Origin of the sequence: Marinobacter salsuginis, assembly GCF_009617755.1 — a bacterium.
GTDB lineage: Bacteria > Pseudomonadota > Gammaproteobacteria > Pseudomonadales > Oleiphilaceae > Marinobacter > Marinobacter salsuginis.
In genome coordinates, this window is sequence record NZ_BGZH01000003.1 from 502,994 (window position 1) to 528,422 (window position 25,429).

The window sequence follows — 25,429 nt, forward strand, 5'->3', positions numbered from 1 at the left end:
CGCTCCAAGCAGCTACACTGTCGCCATTGATGACGGTAATGGTTCGGGAATGACAAGATGCTTTCACGACGACTCACCAGAGCAGGCTTGGCGGTCTTGCTGGCCTGCCTCGGCATTCTGGCCGGGCCGGCCAATCTGCACGCACAGACTGAAGCCGACCTGACCCCTTTCGAGGCCAGCTACACCGCAGCCATGGAAAAGGGGCTCTCCCTCAATGGTACTGCAAAGCGCACACTTACCTCCCAGGGCAACGACATCTGGCTTTACCGGACGGATGTCGATTCCTTTATCGTGAGTATCGACGAATCGCTCGTATTCCGCTGGGAGGACGGACACGTCATACCCATGCGATACCGGTACCGACTATCCGGTTTTCTGATCAGCGACCGAAAGCAATCGATCGACTTTGACTGGTCCGCAGGCGTCGCAAGCGGGGAATACAAGGGCAAGCGCTTTGAACTACCACTTGAGGAAGGGCTTCTGGACCCGCTGGGTTATCAGCTTCAGCTGCATCAGGATATCAAGAACGGCAAGCGGGATATGACCTATCGGGTGCTGGACGGCAACTCCATAGATACCGATCGCTTCGCGGTGATCAACGGCGAGAAGATAAACACGGGCAGCAAACAGAGAAGCACGCTCAAGGCAGAGAAGGTCCGCGAGGACTCGAAGCGCCAGACCCTGATGTGGTTTTCGCCGGAGCAGAATTACCTGCTCGTCCGGCTCAGACAGGTGGAGCCGGACGGCAGCACCTACGAGCTGAAACTCAAGGAAGCGGAGTTCGAGCGCTAGACGCTGCGCCCGGCCTCCCGCCACACCGCCTTGACCTCATCAGCAATGATCCGAAGACCTTCGGCGACCCGGTCGTCGTCCTGTGAATAGGTAACGCGCAGGCACTCGTGCCGGTGCCTCCAGCCATCCTCGGGCAACCCCGGGAAGAAATAATGCCCGGAAACCACCAGGACACCCCGGCTTTTCAGCCTCTGGTACAGTTCCAGGCTGGTAATCGGCAGGTCCGGGAACCAGAGCCACAGGAACATGGCGCCTTCGGGTTTGTGGACGTACCAGCGGCAGCTGTCCTCACCCATGGCCTCCCGGAAAGCCGCCACCGCCCGCTCCATCTTCGCCTTGTAGAAGGGGCAAACCACATCCCGGCTCAGGGACAGGATCTCACCGGAGCGAACCAGCGGCTCCGCCAGCATGGCACCAAAGCTGCCAGTCGCCAGATTCATGATGGCGTTGATACCGGAAAGCGCCTTGATCACGGGCTCGGCCGCAATCACGATACCGGTCCTCGCCGCCGGCAAACCCAGCTTCGAAAGGCTCAGACAGAGGATAATCTGGTCGTTCCAGGTCGGCGTTGCATCAACGAACAACAAGCTCGGGAAGGGCGTGCCGTAGGCTCCGTCAACGATCAGCGGAACATCGTGCTGCCGGGCAAGCTCTTCGAGCCGCGCAAGCTCCTCATCCGTGACAACGTTTCCAGTAGGATTGGTTGGCCGCGACACACAGATGGCGCCGGTTTCTCCGGTAACCTCCACCGCATCAAAATCCACCCGATACTTGAATTCGTGGGCATCGGTGAAGGAGATGTCCGGCTGAACCGCGTGGAACAGTCCCGGTTCGATGCCAGCGTCGGCGTAGCCGATATACTCGGGCGCCAGTGGCAACAGGATATGCTTGCGTTGTCCTTCGCCATAATCGCCGCCAAACATGTTGAAGAGCATGAAGAAGGCCGCCTGACTGCCGTTGGTCAGGGCAATATTCTCGGGCTTCAACCCCCAGTCGTATTCCCGGTTAAGCAGTTCGGCGAGCGAGGCGATAAACTGTTTTTCACCCTGGGGCGGATCGTAGATGCCGACCAAACGGCGAACGTCGCCCTCACTACGACTCATATCGGCCAGAATTTCCTGCACCCGCTGCTGAATCTCGGGAATGTGCCCTGGATTACCGCCACCCATCATGATCATGTCATCTCCGGATGCCATGGCGTTACCCAGGTCATCCATCAGAGACGTGATGCCGGCATCGGCGGTGAACTTGCGACCAAAAGCAGAGAGTTTCATGGGGTTAAATCCATCTGACCTAATCTGAGAATAAGGAGTACTACCGGAAGTGTAGCTTGCTTCTTCACCCTGCGTTTATTCGCTGAGCGAGATACCGAGGTTACTGACGCCCTCGTTGGCGGCGTCTTCCCGAAGCCGAGCCACAAACTGATCGGTCGGCGTACGCTGGCGTTTCAGAGCCAGGATCAGGTCCCGCTGGAAGGTTTTGTCTTCCTTCATTAGCGGATGGTGATCGAGCAAACGAACAAGTTCGTCCTCCTCCAGATCCTCGCCCTCCGACAGCTCAATAAAGTTCATCACGGTTCCGGTAGCCATCTGCGAGGCATCGGTGGCCCGGTGCTTGGCCGGGTTGAGCCGGTTCAGCAGGGCCTGCTCCAGTAGCTGACAGAAGTCGAAGGCCGGGTAAACGCCGTAGGCATCGTAGGCTTCGACATCTGGCGACAGGGTTTCCAGTTTCGCAAGTAGCTGGGGAATGGCGGATTCCGAGACGTCTTTCTGAAGCATGTCCCAGCCCAGATCCAGAAGCTGGCGCATTTTGGCACCTGTTTTCAGGCCCATGGCGTCGGAAAACAACGCGTAATTCGGGAATGAGCGCTCAGCCAGAGCAAGCAGGAAGGCGCATTCGCGCCAGCCCTGCAGTTGTGAAACGGCTTTCAGGAACTGATTGGCGTTCATGTCCTGGGCAGGGTCACGCCGGTCTGGCCGAGGTACTTGCCGCCGCGATCCTTGTAGCTGGTTTCACAGATTTCGTCAGATTCGAAGAACAGCATCTGGGCCACGCCTTCGTTGGCGTAGATCTTGGCCGGGAGGTTGGTGGTGTTGGAAAACTCCAGCGTAACCTGGCCTTCCCATTCCGGCTCCAGCGGGGTGACGTTGACGATGATGCCACAGCGGGCATAGGTGGATTTGCCCAGACAGATGGTCAGCACGCTTCGCGGGATGCGGAAGTATTCAACGGTGCGAGCCAGTGCAAAGGAGTTCGGCGGGATGATGCAGACGTCGCCGGTGTAGTTGACGAAGCTGTTTTCGTCGAAGTTCTTCGGGTCCACGGTGGCGGAGTGGACGTTGGTGAAGATTTTGAATTCGTTGCTGCAGCGTACGTCGTAGCCGTAGCTGGAGGTGCCGTAGGAGATCACGCGGCCTTTTTCGGTTTCACGAACCTGTCCGCTTTCGAACGGTTCGATCATGCCGTGTTGTTCGGACATCCGGCGAATCCACTTGTCGGATTTGATGCTCATTGGCGAAGTCTCGTATCCACTGGGAAAATTGGGGCGTAGTTTACCTGTTCACTCGGGGTCTGTCGAAGCCCACGGAGGTTCCGCCTTAAGAGGGCTGCGACTGTTATTCAGGACTTCACCATTGGCGGGCTACGCCCACAGGGGCAGCCTTCCAAAAACCGCTACGAGCACATCCATGTGCGCTTGGCGAAGGCCATCCATGGCCTTCGACATTTTTGGAAGGCTGCCCCTGCGGCCGTGATCAAGCCAGTGAGTTAACCGCCGCAGTTCTGCACAACGCCTCAGTGCTCGGTCACAGAAACACTTGAGATCGAACCGGAAAGGTTCCGCTCCCTAGTGGACAGTTCAGCCCCTACCCTTCTCGCGATATCGCGATAACGGCGGGCCACTTCGGAGTCCGGTTCGGCGATCACGGAGGGGGTGCCGCCATCGGTTTGCTCCCGGATGGTCATGTGCAGGGGCAGCTGGCCTAGGAGTGTGGTGTCGTATTCCTCAGCAATGCGTTCGCCGCCGCCGTGGCCGAACAATGGCTCTTCGTGGCCACAATTGCTGCAGATGTGGACGCTCATGTTTTCGACCACGCCCAGCACCGGGATGTCGACTTTTCGGAACATTTCAATGCCTTTTTTGCCGTCCAGGAGTGCAATATCCTGGGGTGTGGTGACGATGACGGCGCCGGTTACCGGGACTTTCTGGGCCAGGGTGAGCTGAATGTCGCCGGTGCCGGGGGGCATGTCGACAATGAGGTAGTCGAGTTCGTTCCAGAGGGTCTGCTGGAGCAACTGCATCACGGCGCCGCTGACCATGGGGCCGCGCCAGACCATGGGGGTTTTCTCGGTGACGACGAAGGCCATGGAGTTGGCCTGGAGTCCGTGGGCGTCCATTGGGACGAAGTATTTGTTTTCGCGGGTATCCGGGCGTTTACCTTCAGGCACGCCGAGCATCATGCCGATGCTGGGGCCGTAGATGTCGGCGTCGAGGATGCCGACCCGTGCACCTTCGGCCTGGAGAGCCAGAGCCAGGTTGACGGCGGTGGTGGATTTGCCGACACCGCCCTTGCCGGAGGCGACGGCGATGATGTTTTTCACGCCGGGGACCGAGGGCAGGTCTTTCTGGACTTTGTAGGAGTGGATTTTCTGGCCCACGTGGACGTCCACGTTCTCGACACCATCGACGTCTTCCAGGGCGTTACCGACCAGCTGTTTCAGGGCTCCTGCGATGCCTTTCGAGGGGTATGGCAGCTCGACCATGAGGGTAACGTTCCCGTTGTCGTCGGCATTGAGGGATTTAACGGCACCCAGTTCGTAGAGGTCCTTGTTGAGGTAGGGATCGCGGTACTCGCGAACCGCTGCTTGCAGGGCCTGCTCTGAAATCTGTGTCATCGGGTTCTCCGGAATAAGCTCATGCTCGATTTTAAGCACGGAAACAGGTGATTCGGGTGAAAATTATCTGCTCGGAAGGTATCATCTGTGCCCGTTTCTGACCATATGGGGTCTTTATCTGGGGCAATCAATCAAGACAGCCGCCAGTCCCCGTTTTGTTTTTCCAACCCGTGTCAACATAAGGTTCGGACATCACCATGACGCAAGCGAGCAAGCAACAGCGCGATATTCTGGTTACCAGCGCCCTGCCGTACGCCAACGGCCCTATCCATCTGGGGCACCTGCTGGAATACATTCAGACCGATATCTGGGTGCGCTACCAGAAGATGCGTGGCCAGAACTGTTACTACGTTTGCGCCGACGATGCCCATGGCACCGCCATCATGCTCCGCGCGGAGCGGGAAGGCATTACGTCCGAGCAGCTGATCGACCGGATCCGTGAGGAGCACCAGGAAGATTTCGCCGGGTTCCATATCCGCTTCGACAACTATTACACCACCCACTCCGAGGAGAATCGTCAGTTCTCGGAGTACATCTACCGTCAGCTTCAAGAAAACGGACACATTGCCACGCGCAAGATTACCCAGTCCTACGATCCGGAAAAGAACATGTTCCTGGCGGATCGCTTTATCAAGGGCACCTGCCCCAAGTGCAAGACCGAGGATCAGTACGGTGATAACTGTGAGGCCTGTGGCGCGACCTACACGCCGGCCGAGCTGATCAATCCGCGCTCGGCGGTCTCCGGAGCCACACCGATCGAGAAGGAATCCGAGCACTATTTCTTCAAGCTGCCAGATTTCCAGGATTTCCTCGCCAAGTGGACCCGCAGCGGAACGCTGCAGCCCCAGGTGGCCAACAAGCTGGCTGAATGGCTGGACGCAGGTCTGCAGGAATGGGACATCAGCCGTGATGCGCCCTACTTCGGTTTCGAGATTCCGGACGCTCCGGGCAAGTACTTCTATGTCTGGCTGGACGCGCCGATCGGTTACCTGGCGAGCTTCAAGAACCTCTGCAACCGGGAAGGCATCGATTTCGAGCACTTCTGGAAGGCCGATTCCACCGCTGAGGTCTACCACTTCATCGGCAAGGACATCATCAACTTCCACGCGCTGTTCTGGCCGTCGATGCTGCACGATGCAGGCTTCCGCACGCCGACCGCGGTGTGGGCCCACGGTTTTGTCACCGTTAACGGGAAGAAGATGTCCAAGTCCCGGGGCACGTTTATCATGGCGCGCACCTATCTGGACCATCTGAACCCGGAATACCTGCGCTACTACTTCGCCGCCAAGCTGACCGGCAGCGTGGATGACATGGACCTGAACCTGGAAGACTTTGCTGCCCGGGTGAACTCGGATCTGGTGGGCAAGGTGGTGAATATTGCCAGCCGCAGCGCCGGTTTCATTACCAAGCGCTTTGAAGGCCAGCTTGGCCAGGTGACCGAGCACGCCAAACTGAAAGAATTCATCGAAGCCGGCAAGGAAATCGAGGAATTCTACGAGACCCGCGAATTCGGCCGCGCGATGCGCCGGATCATGGAACTGGCGGACATTGCCAACCAGTATGTTAACGACGAGCAGCCCTGGGTGATTGCCAAGCAGGAAGGCCAGGACGAGAACCTGCAGGCTATCTGTACCAACGCCATCAACATGTTCCATCTTCTGATGACCTATCTGGCGCCGGTACTGCCGGAAACTGCCAAGGCGTCCGAGACGTTCCTGAATGCGCCGCTGGACTGGACTAACCGCGGCGAGCGCCTGGAAAACCACGGTATCAACAAGTTCAAACCGCTGATGAACCGCGTGGACATGGCCCAGATCGAGAAAATGCTGGACGCCTCCAAGGAGGAATTGCCTGCAGCGACCGGCAAACCGGCGCCTGCTGCCAATCTGGAGCCGATCGCAGATGAAATAGAATTTGGCGATTTCGCGAAAGTGGATCTTCGGGTGGTTAAAATTGTCAAAGCCGAGCATGTGGACGGCGCCGACAAGCTTCTTCGCCTCACCCTTGACGTAGGGCATGGCGAGCGCAACGTGTTTGCTGGTATCAAGTCAGCCTACAATCCGGAAGAACTCGAGGGGCGCCTGACGGTGATGGTCGCTAACCTCAAGCCACGGAAGATGAAGTTCGGGATGTCCGAGGGCATGGTTCTGGCGGCCGGCCCCGGCGGCAAGGACATCTTCATCCTGTCCCCGGATTCCGGCGCCACCCCCGGCATGCGGGTCATGTAAGGGCGACCTGGCAGAGCTGGCAGGGGCCAATGGAGCAAGGTAAATGACGGAATATCTGCTGATTCTGGTCAGCACCATTCTGGTGAACAATTTTGTGCTGGTTCAGTTTCTGGGCCTGTGCCCGTTCATGGGTGTGTCCGGAAAGCTGGAAACGGCCATGGGTATGTCCCTGGCTACCACCTTCGTGCTGACCCTGGCGTCGGTTTGCAGTTACCTTGCCTACACCTATCTGCTTGAGCCGCTGGACCTGGCGTTTCTGAGAACCATCACGTTCATTCTGGTGATTGCCGTGGTGGTGCAGTTCACCGAAATGGTGGTTCGCAAGACAAGCCCGTTGCTCTATCGGGTGCTGGGTATTTTCCTTCCGCTGATCACCACGAACTGCGCGGTGCTCGGCGTTGCCCTTCTGAACATCAACAAGAACAACAACTTCGTTGAATCGGTTTTGTATGGCTTTGGCGCAGCAGCGGGCTTTTCCATGGTTCTGGTGCTGTTTGCCGCCATGCGTGAGCGCATCGCCGTGGCCGATGTTCCGGTTGCGTTTCGGGGTGCAGCTATCGGCCTTGTTACGGCCGGGCTGATGGCTCTGGCTTTCCTGGGCTTTGGCGGCCTGGTCAGCGTGTGACCGGCTGACGGGATTAGGAGTAACGGGTTATGTGGACAAGCGTTCTTGTTGCCGTTGTGGTTCTTCTGGCCCTCGCCGTGATTTTCGGCGGTTTGCTTGGATTTGCCGCTGAACGATTCCGGGTCGAAGGCAATCCCCTGGTCGATCAGATTGATGCCCTTCTGCCCCAGACCCAGTGCGGCCAGTGCGGCTATCCCGGATGCCGTCCCTATGCCGAATCCATCGCCGAGGGCGGCCCCATCAATAAGTGCCCGCCAGGCGGCGAGTCCACTATCAAGGCACTGGCCGACCTGCTGGATGTAGAGCCAGAGCCACTGGATGCCGAGCATGGCGTTGAACAGGTCAAACGGGTTGCGGTGATTCGTGAGGACGAATGCATCGGTTGCACCAAGTGCATCCAGGCCTGCCCCGTGGACGCCATTCTTGGAGCCGCAAAGCACATGCACACGGTGATTGAAAGCGAATGCACCGGCTGCGATCTGTGTGTTGATCCCTGCCCGGTGGATTGCATCGACATGGTGACGGTTGAACAGGATATACGCACCTGGACCTGGACACCGCCCAAATCCGGCCTCATTGCTACCGATCGCCAGGGAGCCAGCGCCTGATGACTCAACTCTGGGATTTTTCCGGCGGCATTCACCCTCTGGAACACAAAGCCATTTCCACCGACCGTCCGATTCGCAGCGCCAGCGTTCCTGACTATCTGGTTCTGCCCCTCCAGCAGCACATCGGCGAGCCCGCCGAAGCCATTGTTGCGGTCGGCGAGCGGGTATTGAAGGGCCAAAAAGTTGCCGATGTGAAAACGGGCATGGGCGTCCCTGTACACGCGCCAACATCCGGCGTGATTGAGAGCATTGCCGACCTTCCTGTTCCCCACCCCTCGGGTATGACGGACCGGTGCATCACCCTGAAATCGGATGGTGAAGACCAGTGGTGCCAGCGCAATCCCGTAAAGGACTATCGTTCCCTGGAGCGGGACCAGGTTCTGCAGATCATCCGTGACGCTGGCATCTCCGGCATGGGTGGCGCCGGCTTTCCCACCAACATCAAGCTACGGCCACCACGGGACCGCAAGGTAAGCACGCTCATCCTGAACGGTGCAGAATGCGAGCCCTACATCACCGCTGACGACATGACCATGCGGGAAAAGGCCGACGAAGTGGTTGCCGGCCTGAAAATCATGGCCTGGATTCTGCGCCCCGAGCGTTGCGTGATCGGCATCGAGGACAACAAGCCGGAGGCCATTGCCGCGCTTCAAAAAGCCACCGAAGGCACCCAGACCGAAATTGCGGTTATTCCCACCAAGTATCCCTCAGGCGGTGAGAAACAGCTGATCCAGATTCTGACCGGCATGGAAGTACCCAGCGGGGGCATTCCAGCCGATATTGGCGTGATGTGCCAGAACATCGGAACCGCAGTGGCCGTGGCAAAGGCGGTTTTCGAAGGAACACCGCTGATCTCCCGTGTGGTGACCATTACCGGGGAAGCCGTCCGGGAACCAGGTAATTTCGAAGCTCTCATTGGCACGCCGATTGAACACCTGCTGGAGCAGGCCGGCGTTAACCAGAACGCCGTTAGTCGTCTTGTGCTTGGCGGGCCCATGATGGGCTACACGCTGACCACGGAAGCAGTACCGGTGATCAAAACCACCAACTGTGTGATCGCCGCAACCGCCGCCGAATTGCCGGCACCGCCACCTGAACAGCCCTGCATCCGGTGTGGCCAGTGCGCCGAAGCCTGCCCGATGGAACTACTGCCACAACAGTTGTTCTGGCATGCCAAGGCTACTGAGTTTGAAAAGGCGGAGCACCTGAACCTGTTCGACTGTATTGAATGCGGAGCTTGTTCCTACGTTTGCCCGAGTTCTATTCCACTGGTTCAGTACTATCGATTCGCCAAGGGCGAGATCCGTGCCCAACAGGCGGAACAGCTAAAGGCAGACAGGGCTCGCGAGCGCTTTGAAGCGCGCCAAGCCCGCCTCGAGCGGGAGCAGCAGGAGAAAGAACTGAGGCGCCAGGAACGTGCGAAGGCAGCTGCCGAAGCGGCGGCCAAGAAGCAGGCTGAAGCGGAAAAAGCGGCTGCGGAGGGTGACGCCGTTGATGAGCGGGCCGCCAAGTCGGCGCTGGTCGAACAGGCCCTGGCCCGCAAGAAGGCTAAGGCTGAAGCCTCGAGGCCCCCTGCCCCCAGCGAGCCGCAAGCGGAGGAAAAGCCGGATATCGAGGCCCTTGAAAAGCAGTTGAGCCAGGCTCAGTCGAAACTGGAAACCATGCAGGGCATGCTCGATGACGCCAAAGCCCAGCAAGCGGACAACGTGGAGAAACTGGAGCGGGCCGTAGCCAAAAACCACGACCGGGTAAAACGTGCTGAAGAAGCCCTGGCTGAAGCCAGACAGCAGCTGGCCGCCGGTCCAACCGAATCCCAGCCAACCCACTAACCGAGATCAGGCACCACACCCATGGCATTCGTTCAGCAGTCATCGCCCCACGCACACAGTGCCCGGCCAACATCCCGCGTGATGTTATGGGTGCTTATTGCGGCCTTGCCTGGCCTGTTGGCACAGACGTTGTTTTTTGGCTGGGGCAACCTGATCAATGTTGTCTTCTGTATCGCCGTTGCAATCGCCTCCGAAGCTGCCCTTCTGAAGCTCAGAAAGAAGCCAGTCGCGTTCTTTATCAAGGACAACACTGCTGCCGTCACCGGCCTTCTGCTGGGCCTGTCACTGCCTCAGTTCGCGCCCTGGTGGGTCTCAGCCGTCGCGGTGATTTCAGCCATAGTTGTGGCCAAGCAACTGTATGGCGGGCTGGGCTCAAATCCGTTCAACCCCGCCATGGTGGGCTACGCCCTGGTTCTGGTTTCGTTTCCGGTGGCCATGACCACCAACTGGGCGGAACCTGCCATGCTCTGGGACGGAGCGCCCGGCTTTGGTGAGACACTGGCGACCATTGCCTCGGGCCAGCAAACAGCGGTCGATGGCTGGACCATGGCCACACCACTTGATGAATACAAACACAAGATCACCACCCACACTGCGGTCGAGGTTCTCAACCATCCGACGTTTGGAGAGGGCATCGCCAAAGGGTGGGAGTGGGTCAATGCGGCATTCCTGGCCGGAGGCTTGCTGCTCATCGGCCTTCGCATTATCAGCTGGCACATTCCAGCGGGGTTTCTCGGCGGCCTGATCGTAATGAGCCTGGCTTTTGGCAATAATGCCGACCTCTATACGCCGCTTTCACTGCATCTGCTGGCAGGCGGAACCATGCTGGGTGCGTTCTTTATTGCCACCGATCCGGTTTCGGCCGCTACCAGCCACCAGGGAAAACTGATCTACGGGGCCGGGATTGGCATCCTGATCTACCTGATTCGTACCTGGGGCAATTATCCGGACGCCGTGGCGTTCAGCGTTCTGCTAATGAATTTTGCCGTACCGTTCATTGATCATTACACACCCCCGCGGACATACGGGCATCACAAGGCCCGTCGGGGTGTGCCGGGGAGTCAGGGATAATCATGGCTGCAGTTGCACAGTCCATCCGTCGCAGTGCCATCGGGCTCGGCTTGTTCGCCGTTATCACCGGTGGCACCATCGCCGTGACCCAGGTGGCTACCGAAGAGCGCATTCGTGAGCAGGCGGCTCGTGCCGAAGCCCAGGCCCTCTACGAGATCATTCCGGAGAGCCAGCACAATAACGACCTGCTCAGGGACACGGTGCAGCTACCCGCCAGTGAGCGGCTAGCGCAACCCGGTCCGCTGACCGTCTGGGTGGCGAGACAGAATGATCGTCCCATTGGCATGATCATGCCCGTGGTGGCCCCGGACGGGTACTCTGGCAAAATACATCTGCTGGTGGGCGTCAACATGCAAGGTACTATCCTTGGCGTGCGGGTAACCAATCATAAAGAAACGCCGGGGCTGGGAGACCAGATCGAGACCCGGAAATCCGACTGGATCAAGAGCTTTGATGGCCGGTCCCTGGGCAAGCCGCCCCACCGGGAGTGGAACGTTAAAAAGAATGGTGGAGAGTTCGATCAGTTCACCGGCGCCACCATCACACCTAGGGCTGTGGTGAAAGCGGTTCAAAAAGCACTTATCTACTTCCGGGAAAATCGTCAGACTATCCGTGAGCGGCTCAATGACGAGCCGTCACCAAGAGATAGCATCCTGAACCCTGAAGCAATTGCCGGCGAATCGTCCAATACGGAGCATTCCTGATCATGGCAACCAAATCATCCAGCGAAATCGTCCGGGACGGACTCTGGGACAATAACCCTGCCCTCGTCCAGGTGCTTGGGCTCTGTCCTCTTCTGGCCGTGACCAGTACCGTTGTTAACGCCATCGGCCTGGGCCTGGCCACACTCATGGTACTCATGGGATCCAATCTCGCGGTGTCGCTGATTCGCAATTTCGTGAGCGAGTCAGTTCGCCTGCCCGCGTTCGTGATGATCATCGCCTCGTTCGTGACCTGCGCAGAGTTGCTGATGCAGGCCTTTACCTACGAGCTGTACCTGATTCTTGGCATCTTCATTCCGCTGATTGTCACCAACTGTGCCATCCTGGGCCGGGCCGACGCCTTCGCCTCGAGGAACCCACCACTTCCGGCACTGTTGGACGGCGCCATGATGGGCCTCGGTTTTCTGGCGGTTCTGGTGGTTCTCGGAGGCCTTCGGGAATTGATCGGACAGGGCACTCTGTTTGTCGACATGCACCTGCTCCTCGGCCCCGTTGCTGCTGACTGGGTGGTACGCCCCTTCGAAAACTACCCGGACATGCTGTTCATGATCCTCCCCCCGGGCGCGTTTGTGGGCCTCGGCCTGCTCATCGCCCTCAAAAACGGGATCGACAATCACCTGGAAGAACGGCGGAAAGCCAATGAACCGGCACCCGTGGCAGCAGGGAGCAAGCGGGTCCGGGTTACCGGTAATGTCTCCTGATTCCTGGTTGCAGAACACTGAGAGCTGATGAACAAACAGAAACGCATCGAGATCTTCACCCGATTACGGGAAGCCAACCCCAATCCGACCACCGAGCTGAACTATTCCAGCCCGTTCGAGTTGCTGATAGCGGTTATTCTATCGGCCCAGGCCACGGATGTGGGGGTCAACAAGGCCACCGACAAGCTCTTTCCGGTAGCCAACACCCCAGAGGCCATCCTCGCGCTGGGCGTTGATGGTCTCAAGGAATACATCAAGACCATCGGCCTGTTTAACAGCAAGGCCGAAAACGTGATCAAGACTTGTCGCATGCTGATCGAAAAACACGGCGGTCAGGTACCGGAACGCCGGGAAGATCTTGAGGCCTTACCAGGCGTGGGTCGGAAAACTGCAAATGTGGTGCTCAACACCGCCTTCGGCCACATGGCGATGGCGGTGGACACCCATATCTATCGGGTGTCGAACCGAACGGGCATCGCTCCGGGCAAGAATGTTCTTGAGGTTGAAAACCGGTTGATGCGCCTGGTTCCGAAAGAGTTTCTGCTGGACGCCCACCACTGGCTGATTCTGCATGGCCGCTATACCTGCACTGCCCGCAAACCGAAATGCGGTGCCTGTATCATCGAAGACCTCTGCGAATTCAAGCAGAAACGGGATTACCTCTGAACCCGGGGCATTAAAAAGCCGGCATCTCGCCGGCTTTTTGATTCAGATGCCAAGCCACGGTTATCGCTGACCCAGCATTTTCTCCTTCAGATCCTTCTGGGCCGGCTTGTCAGACAGCCAGATTCCGAACAGGGCTTTTTTAAAGGCCAGATCGCCAACCGTGTCCTTGTGTTCGCCATTCTTCAGGACCCGCACGCCCTCGCCGGGCAGATACACCAGATCAAAAACGTCACCCTCGGTGATCTCTTCCTGGAACACCGCCATGAACTGGTCCACATCCCCCTGGATAGACGCCATATCGCCGTCGGTGGAGGCTTCGAAACCCTCCAGCGTGGCCTCGGTCATCCGTTCGCTGGTAATCATGCCGGAAATGATATGCAGCGTAATCGCCTGGGGCTCGTCTGCGTTGATAACGGCCTCACCATCATCGATGGTCTCGGGGACGTACAGGCCTCCGACATACAGATCCATAAACCACTTGGAACGGGTACCCGCGCCATTGAGCTTCAGTTCGGTATCCATGGCGGAATAGGTGTCCGGAACATCAACGCCTTCTACGGTGAGCGCAGAGGCCGGTGCCGACAGCAGGGCGGTCATAAGCACAGAGGCAAAGCCGGTTGTAAGAGCCTTCTTCATAGTCCTTTCCTTTTCGATCGTTATTATTGACGTGTTTCATTCGTGCACCGGACTTCGACACCCTTATCCCCGCCCGGTCCCGGCATTCTATCAATGAGGCTGGCGGCCAAGGCGCAACCTGGTTCTCATTTGCAGCGATCCTGAAACACAAAAAAGCCGGCCAGGAGTGTCCTGGCCGGCTTTTTGATGGGAATATCAGGAGGGTCTTACTTGAAAAGCAGGTTTCCGGACAAGCCTTCCTTCTCCAGGATCTCACGAAGACGACGCAGCGCCTCGACCTGGATCTGCCTTACACGTTCGCGGGTCAGACCGATTTCCTGCCCCACTTCCTCCAGCGTACTGACCGGGTAACCCCGAAGACCAAACCGGCGGGAGAGAACCTCCTGCTGTTTGTCACTGAGCTGATCAATCCACTTCTCCAGGCAGGAACACATGTTGTTGTCCTGCAGGAGATCCGCCGGATCTGAAGCTCCCTCATCGGCTACGGTATCCAGAAGCGATTTTTCACCACCGGTGCCGATGGGTGTATCCATGGACGCAACGCGCTCATTCAGACCAAGCATGCGCTTCACGTCAGCCACCGGCTTGTCGACCATCTTCGCAATTTCTTCGGCCGACGGTTCGTGATCCAGCTTCTGGGTCAGCTCCCGCGCCGCACGCAGGTAGAGGTTGAGTTCCTTCACCACATGAATCGGGAGTCGGATGGTGCGGGTCTGGTTCATGATGGCGCGCTCAATGGTCTGGCGAATCCACCATGTGGCGTAAGTGGAGAAGCGGAAGCCACGCTCCGGGTCGAACTTCTCAACCGCCCTGATCAGGCCAAGATTGCCTTCCTCGATCAGGTCCAGCAGAGTCAGACCACGGTTCACATAGCGACGGGCAATCTTCACCACAAGGCGAAGGTTGCTCTCGATCATGCGCTTGCGACCGGACTCCTCACCCTTGCGCGCCAGGCGGGCAAAATAAACTTCTTCTTCCGGCGTAAGGAGCGGTGAAAATCCGATTTCGTTGAGGTACAGCTGAGTGGCATCCAGCTGCTTTTGACTGGTGAAATAACGTCCCTGGGTAGGGAAATCTTCTTCGACTTCAGCGACCTCTTCAGTCGCCTCTTTATCGACTTTTTCTTCTGCTAGCAATTGATCCTCGGCATCGTCCATGTCCGACACGCGATCAATGATGATGTCTTCTTGCTCTGCTGACATTTGTCTTGCCCCGCCTCTCAATAATCCTGGATGTTCGCCCGATACTTCTTGTTATTGCGGACGTCTTTGTCTTCATGCTTTTTCTTCAGGACATTTTGTTGGTCGGCCTGTCACGGCCATTACCGTTCTTGTTTTTCTTGCGAACGCGGTGTTTTTGTCAGTGCCGGGGTGTGCGATCTGGGCAGCCTGCTGACTGCACCATTTCCTAGCGCGGTGGCAGATAATGGACTGGGTCAACCGGATTGCCATTCTTCCGAATCTCAAAATGCAACATGGGTCGTTCAGCGCCACTGCTACCGAGCTCTGCGATCACCTGCCCGGCTTTCACATCCTCCCCTTCCTGCACCAGAATCTTCCGGTTGTGAGCGTAAGCACTCAAATAGTGCTCGTTATGATTCACGATAATCAGATTGCCGTATCCAAGCAACCCGTTGCCGGCGTAGACTACATTCCCGGTGGCTGCTGCTCTTACAGCATCCCCGGCTTGGCCGGCAATATCAATACCTTTATTGACTTTTCCAGATGTTGAATATCCAGCAATTACAGTGCCAATATGCGGCCAGCGCCATTCAATTCGGGCTACGGTCTGTGTCTGCGAGGCAAGCGGCGCGCCTTTACTCGGCGCCCTGGTAACCGCAGGTTTTGGTGCCGTGGCGGCTGTCTGCTTTGGCGGCGAGGCCCGGCTCGGGGTTTTGGAGACCGCGGCAGCCGGTCTGCTAGCCGTGGTAGTCTGACTGCCCGAGGTTACATTTCCGCGAAGGTCCAGACGAAGCACCTGCCCCGCCCTGAGGTTCCAGGGCGGGCCAATCCCATTGGCGTCACCCAGCTCCCGATAGTCCCGACCATACCGCCAGGCGATGCTGTAGAGGGTTTCACCAGGCTGGACTACATGCCTACCCCAATAAACCGGGGGATTGTAAATGTCATCCTGGTACAGTGCCGGCGTATTGCAGCCAGACAGCAGCATCAAAGTTATGAGGGGAGCGAGGAGAAACAGGCTGATCGGAGTTTTTTTAGCAGGGCGACAAGATTCACAGGCACCGGAAAGGAACCGCGGGGACACCGGTAAAACGGCATTGACTAGCCCACGCAAAAATCTCACAGGAATAAAACTGACCCAGTTATGAAAAATCCGTATAAACCATTTTGGTTATCGAAGCAGTTTCTAAACTTTTTATAGTAACTTGCTAATATATTGCACATTTCAGGCAGGAAGCCAAGTTACTGGCTGGCCACCCTTGTTACCTCACGAAACACCCGATATGTGCGTTAGGTAACAATTTCGCAAAACAAGCGCCCCGATCTACGCCGACGATGAGGCATGCCCGCGCCTTGAGCCAATCCACTCCACAAGCAGAACAAGACCGAAGCCAGCCAGCGCCATAACCACCGCAAGTAGCACCTGGGGATCCTGCCCGGCCTGCTCCAAAAAGGTCCATGGCCAGACGCTTGCCTCATTCAAGGGCACTTTTTCACCCGAGCTGTTTACCCGCCAACTCAGCGTTTCTTTCCAGGGCCATACCTTGTTGAGCGCACCGATCATGAAGCCCGTCAGCAGGGCGAGGACAAGATCATGAAAATGATGAAATGCCCAGGTGATCAGGCGGGCAATGGATAAAAGGCCCACCACGCACCCTGCCATAAACAACATAAGAACGCCCACATCCAACGATTTGATCGCTGCCAGCACAGGAGCATACATACCAATAATCACCAGTATGAAACTGCCCGAGATACCGGGAAGAATCATGGCACAGATGGCTAGCGCACCGGCCCCGAAAAACGCCAGTGCGGATGGCGCCACCTCGCTGGCGGAGAGAGTGGTTATCCACCAGGCGACAGCAATCCCCAGTAGCAGCGGGATCAGCAGTAGAGGCTCATAATGCCGAACCTGGCGCCCCACATGCCAAACCGAAGCGACAATCAAACCGAAGAAAAAGCTCCAGATCAGGATGGGATAGGCCACCAGCATGTAACTGATGGCTGAAGCCAGGGTGGCAATGCTGGTCAGGATGCCGGCCATCAGACAAGCCAGAAAGGTTCCATCGCAAGTGCGCCAGAAAGCGCCAAAGCGACCCCGAAGCAGATCATGGAATACCGCTGCGGGAACCGCGTTGATGGCTCCCAACAGTCGGAAGTATATGCCGGTAATGAATGCAATGGTGCCGCCAGAGACACCTGGAACAATATCAGCCGCGCCCATGGCAATGCCCCGCAGGAAAACTGCTCCAGGATGATGGATACGGCCGGTTTCGCTTTCAGGATCCGAATTGGGTACCGCAGAATCAACCATGACTAGCGGACAACCCCGCCCAACAGCGGCACAAAACGGACCGGCTCCAACTCTTTGTGATCGAAACGATCACCCCTGCGGGTTACCTCAACCAACACCTGGTCTTCCTCTCCCACGGGCGCAATCAGAACGCCACCGTCTGCCAGTTGGGCGAGTAACTCGCCTGGAACTTCAATGGGCGCTGCGGTCACGATGATGCCATCGAAAGGACCCCGCTCAGGCCAGCCCATACCTCCGTCAGCGTGTTTCAGGAACACATTCCTGGCGTTCAGCTGACGCAACCGGTCCCGCGCCCTGTCCTGTAATGCCTTGATACGCTCAACGCTGTAAATTTCCGAAAACAGGCGGGAGAGCACCGAGGTCTGGTAACCTGACCCGGTTCCCAGCTCCAGCACCCGTGATGGCCCATGAGCGAGCATCAATTCCGTCATCCTTGCCACAATGTAGGGCTGGGACAGGGTCTGGCCATACCCGATTGGCAGGGATGTGTCTTCATAAGCGCGATGGGACAGCGCTTCATCCAGGAAAATGTGCCTTGGCACCTCTCCCATGATCTCGAGCACGCGGTCCGATTCGATGCCGGCTTCCCTGAGGCGCTGCACCAGTCGCATCCGGGTACGCCGTGAGGTCATCCCGATACCTTCAAGCTGAGCGGTCATCCCCGGCCCTCCGGCAAATCCGCAAGGGTATCGACCCAGTCCCGAAGCCGCGAAAGGGCCTCATGCCGGGTCATATCTATATGCACCGGGGTTACCGAGACGTAGCCTTCGCGGACGGCGTTGAAATCGGTACCAGGACCGGCATCACCGCCCACACCGGCCGCCCCTATCCAGTAACGTTCCTTACCGCGGGGACAGGTCATTGGCACCGCGCCTTCCGCCCGTTCCCGGTGGCCCAGACGGGTTACCCGAATGCCTGCCAGTTCTTCCCAGGGGACGTCCGGTACATTAACGTTGAGGATAGAGCGCGGCCCGAGCTCCAGAGGGCTCTCGTTCTCGAGCAGCATCCGGACCACCCGGGCAGCCGTCGCATAGTGAAAGTGGCCATCGTTGACCAGGGAAACAGCGATGGCCGGAAGACCAAGGTGACGCCCCTCAGTGGCTGCGGCAACAGTACCCGAATAAATAATGTCATCGCCCAGGTTGGCGTGGGTGTTTATTCCGGAGACTACTCTGTCGAACGGCTCTTTGAACAGCCCGTTAACCGCCAGATGAACACAGTCGGTCGGGGTGCCATCCACAGAGCGGAACCCGTTGGGATGCTCTTCTACGGTCAAAGGCCGATTGAGGGTAAGGGCGTTGCTGGCGCCGCTATGATCCCGATCGGGCGCCACCACCTCCAGCTCACCCAGCCCCTTCAATCCCTCGAACAGGGCAATAAGCCCCGGTGAGTGAACGCCGTCATCGTTCGACAACAGAATACGCACAGTGTTCTCCGCTAGCCTTGTTGTTCGTTATGTCGGCTGAGGCTCATGTCCTCAAGCTCGAAAATATCACTCAAAATCGTAGTGGCGTACTGGCCGGGTGACAAAAAGAACGTCAGTTCCAGAGTGTCCTCAGCCAGCCACCGCCAGGCAAGCCTATCGGGCTTTACCGCCAGGGGACGTCGCTCCGGTTTCATCCGGGTGACCGAGAACAGGCTCGCCAATCCAGGGGTTTGCGCAACAATGTCCCGTTCAAGAGCTTCCAGTGCCCCGGAAGCCGTCGTGCCGCCGTCACCCCACAAGGGGCCTGTAGCCCCCGCCTCGGCCCAGCTGCCATCGCTTACCCGAGCCGCAAGCACCTCATTGAACAGCCATGAGCGCGCCGCCGAAAAATACAATACGTTTTTCGAGCCGTCGCTGCCAGCGCGCTTTTTGCCACCCCGGCCTTTTCCGCCGGACCGGTTCCGACGGTTCAGGGTGGCGGGATCCAGATGCACCGCCCGGTAAAGGTTTGCACCACCGTTGCCGAACCGTTGGGGGCCAAAGTAATTGGGAGCGCCAATATCTGCCAGGCGCACCAGAGCACGATCAATCACCTCGGGTTCCCCGGTGACTGCTCTCAGGGTGATTACAAAGCCATTGCCACTGTGCTCTCCCCGCCGCAATTTCCGGGTCTGTCGCGAGGCCGCAAGAACGGGCCATCGAACAGCAATTTCGTCAATCAGGGCGGCGTCTTGAGCTTCACACCCTGGCCGATAGAGACTGAACCATTGGCGTGTTACCGCATGTCGATCCTTGAGACCGCAGAAGCCGACATCAAAGTTGCGAAAACCCGCCATTCTGGCCAGTTCGCGAGCGACGTACTCTGTGTTATCGCCCACTTTCTCCAGTTTCACACAGAGATGCTCTCCGACGCCGGAGATTGCGTCTGCCCTGAGATCGGAGCCGCTTTCCGGAAATTCCAGCACCTCGTCAACAATGAAATCGCCGGGCGCTGTCTTCAAACGGCCCGAAGCAACACGCCCACCGCCAGACGTGGGCCAGTCAAGGCGCCACTGACTCACGAATCCACCGGTTCAAGCAGGCAGATAGCCTGGCAGGCAATGCCCTCACCGCGCCCGGTAAAGCCGAGTTTTTCCGTGGTGGTGGCTTTCACACTAACGCGACTGGCCGGAACGCCCAGGTCTTCCGCAATGTTCAGACGGATGGCATCAATATGAGGGGCCATTTTAGGAGCTTGAGCGATGATGGTGGCATCCACATTCACCACGCCAAACCCCTCAGCCCAAACCCGGGTCATGACGCGGCGCAGAAGGTCGCGGCTGTCGGCGCCCGCCCACTCATCACTGGTGTCCGGAAAAAAATGCCCGATGTCGCCCAGTGCTACGGCACCCAGCAGCGCATCCGCCAGTGCGTGCAGCAGGACATCACCATCAGAATGGGCCTTCAGCCCGTGGGAATGCGGAATGCTGACACCGCCAATAATCACATTGTCGCCTTCACAAAAGGCATGGACATCAAAGCCCTGACCAATACGCATAATGTACTCCGGAAACTCCGAAAATTCAGAACCGGCTGAGAATGAAGCCTGCGAGGGCCAGATCTGCGGGTACGGTGATCTTGATATTGTCCGGCCGTCCTTCGACCAGAACGGGCATGTTACCGGAAAACTCCACGGCAGAGGACTCATCAGTCACCAGAAGTTCGCCGGCAAGGGCAGCTTCCAGTGAATCCACCAGAATACGATAGCGAAACATCTGAGGCGTTAATGCCCGCCACAGATTTTTGCGATCCACCGTTTCAAGAACTTCAGGCAGGTCGCCTGTGCCAGCCCGCTTCAGGGTGTCGGCCACTGGCGAAGCCAGAAGCCCCCCGACAGGGTGGTGGTAGAGTTGGTCAATCAGGTTCGACAGGTCCCGGGTATGAAGACATGGTCGTGCCGCATCGTGGACCAGGACCCAATCATCATCCCTGATCTGCTCCGCCAGGGCATGCAGTGCGGACAATACCGACTCGGCCCTTTCGGCTCCGCCGGTGCAGGTCTGGATTCGGCTATCGCCGCTGGCCTCGGTATCCGGCCACCAATGATCGGCCGGATGCAATGGCACCATGCAGCCGGAAAACGGGGCGGAATCCATCAATCGGGAAAGGGTGATATCGAGAATGAAACGCTGGCCGATTCGAAGGTACTGCTTCGGTTGTTCGGCCTGCATACGCTGGCCGATGCCGGCGGCAGGGACAATCAGCCAAAGTCTCGGAGCAGGCATAGACAATCAGTTTTCAACAACCAGGAAAAAGGTCTCGTCGTCTCTAATCAGGCCAAGGTTCATTCTGGCCCGCTCTTCAACGGCGCCCTGCTCATTACGCAGATTCCTGACTTCGGCATACAGACGTTCATTGCGGGTAGCCAGTTCGGCATTTTCTTCACGTTGCTCGGCGATGGACTTCTCGAGAGCCCATACCTGCGCAAAGCTGCCCTCCCCAACCCACAGGCGCACCTGCAGCAGGAGAATAACAACAACCATTGTGGTCCAGAGCAACTTCATTGCCGATTCCAGTCAAATTCAATCAATCAAAATGCCAACGCCGGACGTTGAGTATAGACCTTAGAGTAGATTAGCAACAAATTCTTCTAACTGCCTGTACAAAAAGGCCATCGTAACCAAGCTTTCGCTCGGAACACGATGGCCTTAACAGTTTTTCGCTGATTGCCGGCCCGAAACTCAACCAGAACCGGTCAGATCAGTCGATCAGCCCTGCCCCTTGATCTCGCTCAGGCCGCGGTACGGCGCTTTGCCATCCAGGGCTTCTTCAATGCGCAGCAACTGGTTGTACTTGGCAACGCGATCGGAACGGCACAGCGAGCCGGTCTTGATCTGGCCGGCACAGGTGGCTACAGCCAGATCGGCAATAGTGGTGTCTTCGGTCTCACCGGAGCGATGGGAAATCACGGCAGTGAAGCCGGCATCCTGTGCCATCTTGATGGCATCAAGGGTTTCGCTCAGGCTGCCAATCTGGTTGAACTTGATCAGGATGGAGTTCCCCACGCCCTTCTCAATACCTTGCTTGAGGATCTTGGTATTGGTCACGAACAGGTCGTCGCCCACCAGCTGAACCTTGCTACCGAGCTTGTCGGTCAGCACTTTCCAGCCGTCCCAGTCGCTCTCGTCCATACCGTCTTCAATGGAGACGATCGGGTACCGCTCGCAAAGCCCTGCCAGGTAATCGGCAAAGCCCTCGGAATCGAAACTCTTGCCTTCACCGGACAGCTGGTACTGGCCATCCTTGTAGAATTCAGAGGAGGCACAGTCCAGAGCCAGGGTTACATCGGTACCCAGCTTGTAACCTGCCTTCTCGACCGCTTCCTGAATGACGGCCAGTGCCGCTTCGTTGGAGGGCAGGTTCGGCGCAAAGCCACCCTCATCACCAACGGCGGTGTTCAGGCCCTGGGCCTTCAGCACTTTCTTCAGGCTGTGGAAAATCTCCGCGCCCACACGCAGAGCTTCAGAGAAGCTCTTGACGGATACCGGCTGAACCATGAACTCCTGGATATCCACGTTGTTATCCGCATGCTCGCCACCGTTCAGGATGTTCATCATCGGTACCGGCATGGAGAACTTATCGGAGGTACCGTTAATGTCGGCAATGTGCGCATACAGCGGCTTTCCAAGGGAAATTGCAGCAGCTTTTGCAGCAGCCAGAGACACAGCCAGAATAGCGTTAGCGCCAAGGTTAGCCTTGTTCTCCGTGCCATCGAGGTCCAGCATGATCTGGTCCAGTGCACGCTGATCAGCCGCATCTTTGCCTACGAGGGCTTCACGGATCTTGCTGTTTACGGCTTCAACTGCCTTCAGAACACCTTTGCCAAGGTAACGGGAAGCATCACCATCACGCAGTTCCAGTGCTTCGCGAGAGCCGGTGGAAGCACCAGAAGGCGCGCAGGCGGAACCAATGGTGCCGTCTTCCAGAATAACGTCGGCTTCGACAGTCGGGTTACCGCGGGAATCCAGAACCTCACGGCCTTTGATGTTGGCAATCTTTGTCATTCGAATGATTCTCCAAATTTTCGATTTCTAAACGGTTCAAACTCGAAGTTGGGCATAGAGCAGGTGGGGGATGGCTTTCCGAAACTGTGCGGAGCCAGGGATGGCGGAGCCCAAGCGTCACATGGATGTGCCGCAAGGAGCGTGTTTCGGAAAGCCATCCCCCACCTGCTCGTACTCCCAAACAAAACAAACACCGCCAATCAGGCGGTGTCGATAGGTTTAAAGCTTTTTACCAGATCATCCACAGCTTTTACCCGCTGCAGGAAGGGCTCAAGCTGGCTGAGCCGCAAAGCGCAGGGGCCATCGCACTTGGCTTTGTCCGGGTCCGGATGGGCCTCAAGGAACAAACCTGCCAACCCCTGGGACATACCCGCCAGCGCCAGGTCAGTCACCTGGGCACGTCGGCCACCGGCCGAATCCGCGCGTCCGCCCGGCATCTGCAGGGAGTGGGTCACATCGAACATCACCGGTACATTCATGGCTTTCATAATGCCGAAGCCGAGCATGTCGACGACCAGGTTGTTGTAACCGAAGCTGCTGCCCCGCTCACAGAGGATTACCTTGTCGTTGCCGGCTTCCTCGCATTTGGTAATGATGTGCTTCATTTCCTGGGGCGCGAGGAACTGGGCCTTCTTGATGTTGATCACGGCACCGGTTTTCGCCATGGCGACCACCAGATCGGTCTGGCGGCTCAGAAACGCCGGCAGTTGGATAATGTCACAGACTTCGGCTGCCGGGGCCGCCTGAGCCGGCTCGTGGACGTCCGAAATAATGGGAACACCGAACTTGCTCTTGATGTCCGCCAGTATCTGAAGACCTTTCTCCAGGCCGGGGCCACGGAAAGAGTTCACGGACGACCGGTTGGCTTTATCAAAAGACGCTTTGAAAACGTAGGGAATACCCAGTTTGCCAGTTACCTCAACGTAGGCCTGGGCCACTTCCATGGCCAGCTCCGGCGACTCCAGAACGTTCATACCGCCAAAGAGCACAAACGGTTTTTGGTTGGCGACCTCGATTCCCGATACGTTTACGGTGCTCTGAGCCATCTTCAGGATCCTTTCTTGCTGGCCAGTGCTGCCTCAACAAAGCCCTTGAACAGCGGGTGGCCGTCCCTGGGAGTGGAGGTAAATTCCGGATGGAACTGGCAGGCAACAAACCAGGGATGGTTCGGCGCCTCGACCACTTCCACCAAGCGTCCATCCGATGAACGGCCAGAGATCTGGAGCCCGGCCTCTTCCAGCCTCGGCAGGAAATGGTTGTTCACCTCGTAGCGGTGGCGATGACGCTCTTGAATGGTTTTCTTGCCGTAGCAGTTGGCGATGGTGGAGCCTTCGGTCAGCACGCAGTCCTGGGCGCCAAGACGCATGGTTCCGCCCAGATCGGACTCTTCAGTACGCTCTTCCCGCTCGCCGGTAGAATCCAGCCACTCGGTGATAAGGCCGACAACCGGTTCCGGCGTGTGCGTGCGGAATTCCGTGCTGTGGGCATCTTTGAGGCCTGCCACATTGCGGGCATATTCAATAACTGCAACCTGCATACCCAGACAGATGCCCAGGTAAGGTACCTTGTTCTCACGGGCGTACTGAACGGTGCGGATCTTGCCTTCAACGCCGCGCTCGCCAAAACCACCCGGCACCAGGATAGCGTCGGCACTTTCCAGTGCGCCTGTACCGTCACGCTCAATATCTTCGGAATCGATGTAGTTGATATTGACCTTGGTACGGGTCTTGATGCCGGCGTGAAGCAGGGATTCAATCAGGGACTTGTATGCGTCCAGGAGTTCCATGTACTTGCCAACCATGGCAATGGTTACTTCCTGCTCGGGGTTCATCAACGATTCAACAACGTTGTCCCATTCACTCAAATCCGCGGGACGGGCATCTAGACCGAAGCGCTCGATAACCAACTGGTCCAGGCCATGCTCATAGAGCATCCGCGGGATCGCATAAATGGATTTGGCATCCTGGAGAGGAATAACTGCCCGCTCTTCGACGTTGGTGAACAGGGCAATCTTGCGACGCGAGCTGGCGTCCACCTCATGCTCCGAGCGGCACAGCAGGATATCCGGCTGCAGGCCGATAGAGCGCATTTCCTTGACGGAATGCTGGGTTGGCTTGGTCTTGATCTCACCGGCCGTGGCAATGTACGGAACCAGGGTAAGATGCATGAAAAGCGCACGCTGGGAACCCACTTCGACCTTGAGCTGACGACAGGCTTCCAGGAACGGCAGGGATTCAATATCGCCAACCGTACCACCGATTTCGATCAGTGCCACGTCCGCGCCGGCAGCCCCTTCAACAACCCGACGCTTGATCTCGTCAGTGATGTGAGGAATCACCTGAACGGTTCCGCCCAGGTAGTCGCCACGGCGCTCCTTACGGATCACCTCTTCGTACACCCGGCCGGTGGTGAAGTTATTACGCTTGCTCATCCGGGAACGGATGAAGCGCTCATAGTGGCCCAGATCCAGGTCTGTTTCCGCGCCATCCTCGGTAACAAAAACCTCACCGTGCTGGAACGGGCTCATGGTGCCGGGGTCCACGTTGATATACGGGTCCAGCTTGAGAATAGTGACCTTCAGGCCGCGTGCCTCGAGGATCGCAGCCAGTGAGGCTGATGCGATACCTTTCCCCAAGGAGGACACGACACCGCCGGTGACGAAAATATAACGCGTCATGCAGATTCCGTGATTG

General features: G+C 57.6%; 26 protein-coding genes. 9 read left to right on the plus strand and 17 right to left on the minus strand.

The window, feature by feature from the left end:
* The first annotated feature begins 57 nt into the window (after positions 1–57).
* Positions 58–792 (plus strand): DUF3108 domain-containing protein, encoded by a 735-nt coding sequence (locus GJU83_RS16355; protein ID WP_069184546.1) that lies wholly within the window; start codon positions 58–60, stop codon positions 790–792.
* On the opposite strand, the gene GJU83_RS16360 is transcribed toward GJU83_RS16355, so the two are convergent.
* The 4 genes from GJU83_RS16360 to apbC form a co-directional block, all read right to left on the minus strand.
* Positions 789–2,066 (minus strand): valine--pyruvate transaminase, encoded by a 1,278-nt coding sequence (locus GJU83_RS16360; protein WP_069184545.1) that lies wholly within the window; start codon positions 2,064–2,066, stop codon positions 789–791. The two genes, GJU83_RS16355 and GJU83_RS16360, sit on opposite strands and share 4 nt — an antisense overlap.
* A 75-nt stretch (positions 2,067–2,141) precedes the next feature.
* Positions 2,142–2,741 (minus strand): YjaG family protein, encoded by a 600-nt coding sequence (locus GJU83_RS16365; RefSeq protein ID WP_069184544.1) that lies wholly within the window; start codon positions 2,739–2,741, stop codon positions 2,142–2,144.
* Positions 2,738–3,304 carry a dCTP deaminase gene (dcd, locus tag GJU83_RS16370; RefSeq protein ID WP_008172848.1) on the minus strand — a complete coding sequence of 189 codons (567 nt, stop codon included), beginning with the start codon at positions 3,302–3,304 and terminating at the stop codon, positions 2,738–2,740. Before dcd ends, GJU83_RS16365 begins: the two co-directional genes overlap by 4 nt.
* Before the next feature lie 281 nt (positions 3,305–3,585).
* On the minus strand, positions 3,586–4,686 hold the full coding sequence (gene apbC / locus GJU83_RS16375) for an iron-sulfur cluster carrier protein ApbC (protein ID WP_069184543.1): 1,101 nt from the start codon (positions 4,684–4,686) through the stop codon (positions 3,586–3,588).
* A 197-nt stretch (positions 4,687–4,883) separates the two neighbouring features.
* Here apbC and metG point away from each other — a divergent pair, with 197 nt between their 5' ends.
* From metG to nth, 8 genes are read left to right on the plus strand one after another with little or no spacing between them, the layout of a single operon-like run.
* Positions 4,884–6,914, plus strand: coding sequence for a methionine--tRNA ligase (metG, locus tag GJU83_RS16380; protein WP_069184542.1), 2,031 nt, complete (start codon positions 4,884–4,886; stop codon positions 6,912–6,914).
* 43 nt (positions 6,915–6,957) lie between these two features.
* Positions 6,958–7,539, plus strand: a complete 582-nt coding sequence (gene rsxA, locus GJU83_RS16385; protein WP_008172856.1) for an electron transport complex subunit RsxA — start codon at positions 6,958–6,960, stop codon at positions 7,537–7,539.
* 29 nt (positions 7,540–7,568) lie between these two features.
* Positions 7,569–8,147: an electron transport complex subunit RsxB gene (gene rsxB / locus GJU83_RS16390; RefSeq protein ID WP_069184541.1), complete on the plus strand. Its 579-nt coding sequence runs from the start codon at positions 7,569–7,571 to the stop codon at positions 8,145–8,147.
* Positions 8,147–9,976 (plus strand): electron transport complex subunit RsxC, encoded by a 1,830-nt coding sequence (gene rsxC / locus GJU83_RS16395; RefSeq protein ID WP_069184540.1) that lies wholly within the window; start codon positions 8,147–8,149, stop codon positions 9,974–9,976. Before rsxB ends, rsxC begins: the two co-directional genes overlap by 1 nt.
* Before the next feature lie 21 nt (positions 9,977–9,997).
* The gene (rsxD, locus tag GJU83_RS16400) at positions 9,998–11,047 is read left to right on the plus strand and encodes an electron transport complex subunit RsxD (protein WP_069184539.1); all 1,050 of its coding nucleotides are present in this window, start codon (positions 9,998–10,000) and stop codon (positions 11,045–11,047) included.
* Positions 11,048–11,049: 2 nt separating this feature from the next.
* Complete coding sequence (gene rsxG / locus GJU83_RS16405) at positions 11,050–11,751, plus strand: electron transport complex subunit RsxG (protein WP_069184538.1); 702 nt, start codon at positions 11,050–11,052, stop codon at positions 11,749–11,751.
* Between the two features lie 2 nt (positions 11,752–11,753).
* Positions 11,754–12,470 carry an electron transport complex subunit E gene (locus GJU83_RS16410; RefSeq protein WP_069184537.1) on the plus strand — a complete coding sequence of 239 codons (717 nt, stop codon included), beginning with the start codon at positions 11,754–11,756 and terminating at the stop codon, positions 12,468–12,470.
* 27 nt (positions 12,471–12,497) lie between these two features.
* Entirely contained in the window at positions 12,498–13,136 is a 639-nt protein-coding gene (gene nth / locus GJU83_RS16415; RefSeq protein ID WP_069184536.1) for an endonuclease III, read from the plus strand.
* Positions 13,137–13,196: 60 nt separating this feature from the next.
* Here the strand turns inward: nth and GJU83_RS16420 are convergent, their stop codons facing one another.
* From GJU83_RS16420 to GJU83_RS16480, 13 genes are all read right to left on the minus strand, one after another.
* Positions 13,197–13,772: a chalcone isomerase family protein gene (locus tag GJU83_RS16420; protein WP_069184535.1), complete on the minus strand. Its 576-nt coding sequence runs from the start codon at positions 13,770–13,772 to the stop codon at positions 13,197–13,199.
* Positions 13,773–13,978: 206 nt separating this feature from the next.
* A complete protein-coding gene (rpoS, locus tag GJU83_RS16425) occupies positions 13,979–14,974 on the minus strand; it encodes an RNA polymerase sigma factor RpoS (protein WP_069184534.1) in 996 nt (331 codons plus the stop codon).
* A 205-nt stretch (positions 14,975–15,179) separates the two neighbouring features.
* A complete protein-coding gene (locus tag GJU83_RS16430) occupies positions 15,180–15,941 on the minus strand; it encodes a peptidoglycan DD-metalloendopeptidase family protein (protein ID WP_174805055.1) in 762 nt (253 codons plus the stop codon).
* A 336-nt stretch (positions 15,942–16,277) separates the two neighbouring features.
* The gene (locus GJU83_RS16435; RefSeq protein ID WP_069184533.1) at positions 16,278–17,267 is read right to left on the minus strand and encodes a polyprenyl-phosphate transporter; all 990 of its coding nucleotides are present in this window, start codon (positions 17,265–17,267) and stop codon (positions 16,278–16,280) included.
* Between the two features lie 2 nt (positions 17,268–17,269).
* Positions 17,270–17,926: a protein-L-isoaspartate(D-aspartate) O-methyltransferase gene (locus GJU83_RS16440; RefSeq protein ID WP_069184532.1), complete on the minus strand. Its 657-nt coding sequence runs from the start codon at positions 17,924–17,926 to the stop codon at positions 17,270–17,272.
* A complete protein-coding gene (surE, locus tag GJU83_RS16445; RefSeq protein WP_069184531.1) occupies positions 17,923–18,693 on the minus strand; it encodes a 5'/3'-nucleotidase SurE in 771 nt (256 codons plus the stop codon). The genes GJU83_RS16440 and surE overlap by 4 nt, the downstream gene beginning before the upstream one ends.
* A gap of 11 nt (positions 18,694–18,704) precedes the next feature.
* A complete protein-coding gene (gene truD / locus GJU83_RS16450) occupies positions 18,705–19,754 on the minus strand; it encodes a tRNA pseudouridine(13) synthase TruD (RefSeq protein ID WP_069184530.1) in 1,050 nt (349 codons plus the stop codon).
* Positions 19,751–20,230, minus strand: coding sequence for a 2-C-methyl-D-erythritol 2,4-cyclodiphosphate synthase (ispF, locus tag GJU83_RS16455; RefSeq protein WP_069184529.1), 480 nt, complete (start codon positions 20,228–20,230; stop codon positions 19,751–19,753). Before ispF ends, truD begins: the two co-directional genes overlap by 4 nt.
* Before the next feature lie 25 nt (positions 20,231–20,255).
* A complete protein-coding gene (ispD, locus tag GJU83_RS16460) occupies positions 20,256–20,957 on the minus strand; it encodes a 2-C-methyl-D-erythritol 4-phosphate cytidylyltransferase (RefSeq protein WP_069184528.1) in 702 nt (233 codons plus the stop codon).
* A gap of 6 nt (positions 20,958–20,963) precedes the next feature.
* Positions 20,964–21,236 carry a septum formation initiator family protein gene (locus GJU83_RS16465; protein ID WP_069184527.1) on the minus strand — a complete coding sequence of 91 codons (273 nt, stop codon included), beginning with the start codon at positions 21,234–21,236 and terminating at the stop codon, positions 20,964–20,966.
* A 204-nt stretch (positions 21,237–21,440) separates the two neighbouring features.
* On the minus strand, positions 21,441–22,736 hold the full coding sequence (eno, locus tag GJU83_RS16470) for a phosphopyruvate hydratase (protein WP_069184526.1): 1,296 nt from the start codon (positions 22,734–22,736) through the stop codon (positions 21,441–21,443).
* 200 nt (positions 22,737–22,936) lie between these two features.
* A complete protein-coding gene (gene kdsA / locus GJU83_RS16475) occupies positions 22,937–23,782 on the minus strand; it encodes a 3-deoxy-8-phosphooctulonate synthase (RefSeq protein WP_069184525.1) in 846 nt (281 codons plus the stop codon).
* 2 nt (positions 23,783–23,784) lie between these two features.
* Positions 23,785–25,413: a CTP synthase gene (locus GJU83_RS16480; RefSeq protein WP_069184524.1), complete on the minus strand. Its 1,629-nt coding sequence runs from the start codon at positions 25,411–25,413 to the stop codon at positions 23,785–23,787.
* Positions 25,414–25,429: the final 16 nt, after the last annotated feature.

Bases quoted from the DNA above. Each gene is read 5' to 3' on its own strand.
- GJU83_RS16355 (WP_069184546.1), top strand. From the start codon at position 58: ATGCTTTCACGACGACTCACCAGAGCAGGCTTGGCGGTCTTGCTGGCC.
- GJU83_RS16360 (WP_069184545.1), bottom strand. From the start codon at position 2,066: ATGAAACTCTCTGCTTTTGGTCGCAAGTTCACCGCCGATGCCGGCATC.
- GJU83_RS16365 (WP_069184544.1), bottom strand. From the start codon at position 2,741: ATGAACGCCAATCAGTTCCTGAAAGCCGTTTCACAACTGCAGGGCTGG.
- dcd (WP_008172848.1), bottom strand. From the start codon at position 3,304: ATGAGCATCAAATCCGACAAGTGGATTCGCCGGATGTCCGAACAACAC.
- apbC (WP_069184543.1), bottom strand. From the start codon at position 4,686: ATGACACAGATTTCAGAGCAGGCCCTGCAAGCAGCGGTTCGCGAGTAC.
- metG (WP_069184542.1), top strand. From the start codon at position 4,884: ATGACGCAAGCGAGCAAGCAACAGCGCGATATTCTGGTTACCAGCGCC.
- rsxA (WP_008172856.1), top strand. From the start codon at position 6,958: ATGACGGAATATCTGCTGATTCTGGTCAGCACCATTCTGGTGAACAAT.
- rsxB (WP_069184541.1), top strand. From the start codon at position 7,569: ATGTGGACAAGCGTTCTTGTTGCCGTTGTGGTTCTTCTGGCCCTCGCC.
- rsxC (WP_069184540.1), top strand. From the start codon at position 8,147: ATGACTCAACTCTGGGATTTTTCCGGCGGCATTCACCCTCTGGAACAC.
- rsxD (WP_069184539.1), top strand. From the start codon at position 9,998: ATGGCATTCGTTCAGCAGTCATCGCCCCACGCACACAGTGCCCGGCCA.
- rsxG (WP_069184538.1), top strand. From the start codon at position 11,050: ATGGCTGCAGTTGCACAGTCCATCCGTCGCAGTGCCATCGGGCTCGGC.
- GJU83_RS16410 (WP_069184537.1), top strand. From the start codon at position 11,754: ATGGCAACCAAATCATCCAGCGAAATCGTCCGGGACGGACTCTGGGAC.
- nth (WP_069184536.1), top strand. From the start codon at position 12,498: ATGAACAAACAGAAACGCATCGAGATCTTCACCCGATTACGGGAAGCC.
- GJU83_RS16420 (WP_069184535.1), bottom strand. From the start codon at position 13,772: ATGAAGAAGGCTCTTACAACCGGCTTTGCCTCTGTGCTTATGACCGCC.
- rpoS (WP_069184534.1), bottom strand. From the start codon at position 14,974: ATGTCAGCAGAGCAAGAAGACATCATCATTGATCGCGTGTCGGACATG.
- GJU83_RS16430 (WP_174805055.1), bottom strand. From the start codon at position 15,941: ATGCTGCTGTCTGGCTGCAATACGCCGGCACTGTACCAGGATGACATT.
- GJU83_RS16435 (WP_069184533.1), bottom strand. From the start codon at position 17,267: ATGGTTGATTCTGCGGTACCCAATTCGGATCCTGAAAGCGAAACCGGC.
- GJU83_RS16440 (WP_069184532.1), bottom strand. From the start codon at position 17,926: ATGACCGCTCAGCTTGAAGGTATCGGGATGACCTCACGGCGTACCCGG.
- ispF (WP_069184529.1), bottom strand. From the start codon at position 20,230: ATGCGTATTGGTCAGGGCTTTGATGTCCATGCCTTTTGTGAAGGCGAC.
- ispD (WP_069184528.1), bottom strand. From the start codon at position 20,957: ATGCCTGCTCCGAGACTTTGGCTGATTGTCCCTGCCGCCGGCATCGGC.
- GJU83_RS16465 (WP_069184527.1), bottom strand. From the start codon at position 21,236: ATGAAGTTGCTCTGGACCACAATGGTTGTTGTTATTCTCCTGCTGCAG.
- eno (WP_069184526.1), bottom strand. From the start codon at position 22,736: ATGACAAAGATTGCCAACATCAAAGGCCGTGAGGTTCTGGATTCCCGC.
- kdsA (WP_069184525.1), bottom strand. From the start codon at position 23,782: ATGGCTCAGAGCACCGTAAACGTATCGGGAATCGAGGTCGCCAACCAA.
- GJU83_RS16480 (WP_069184524.1), bottom strand. From the start codon at position 25,413: ATGACGCGTTATATTTTCGTCACCGGCGGTGTCGTGTCCTCCTTGGGG.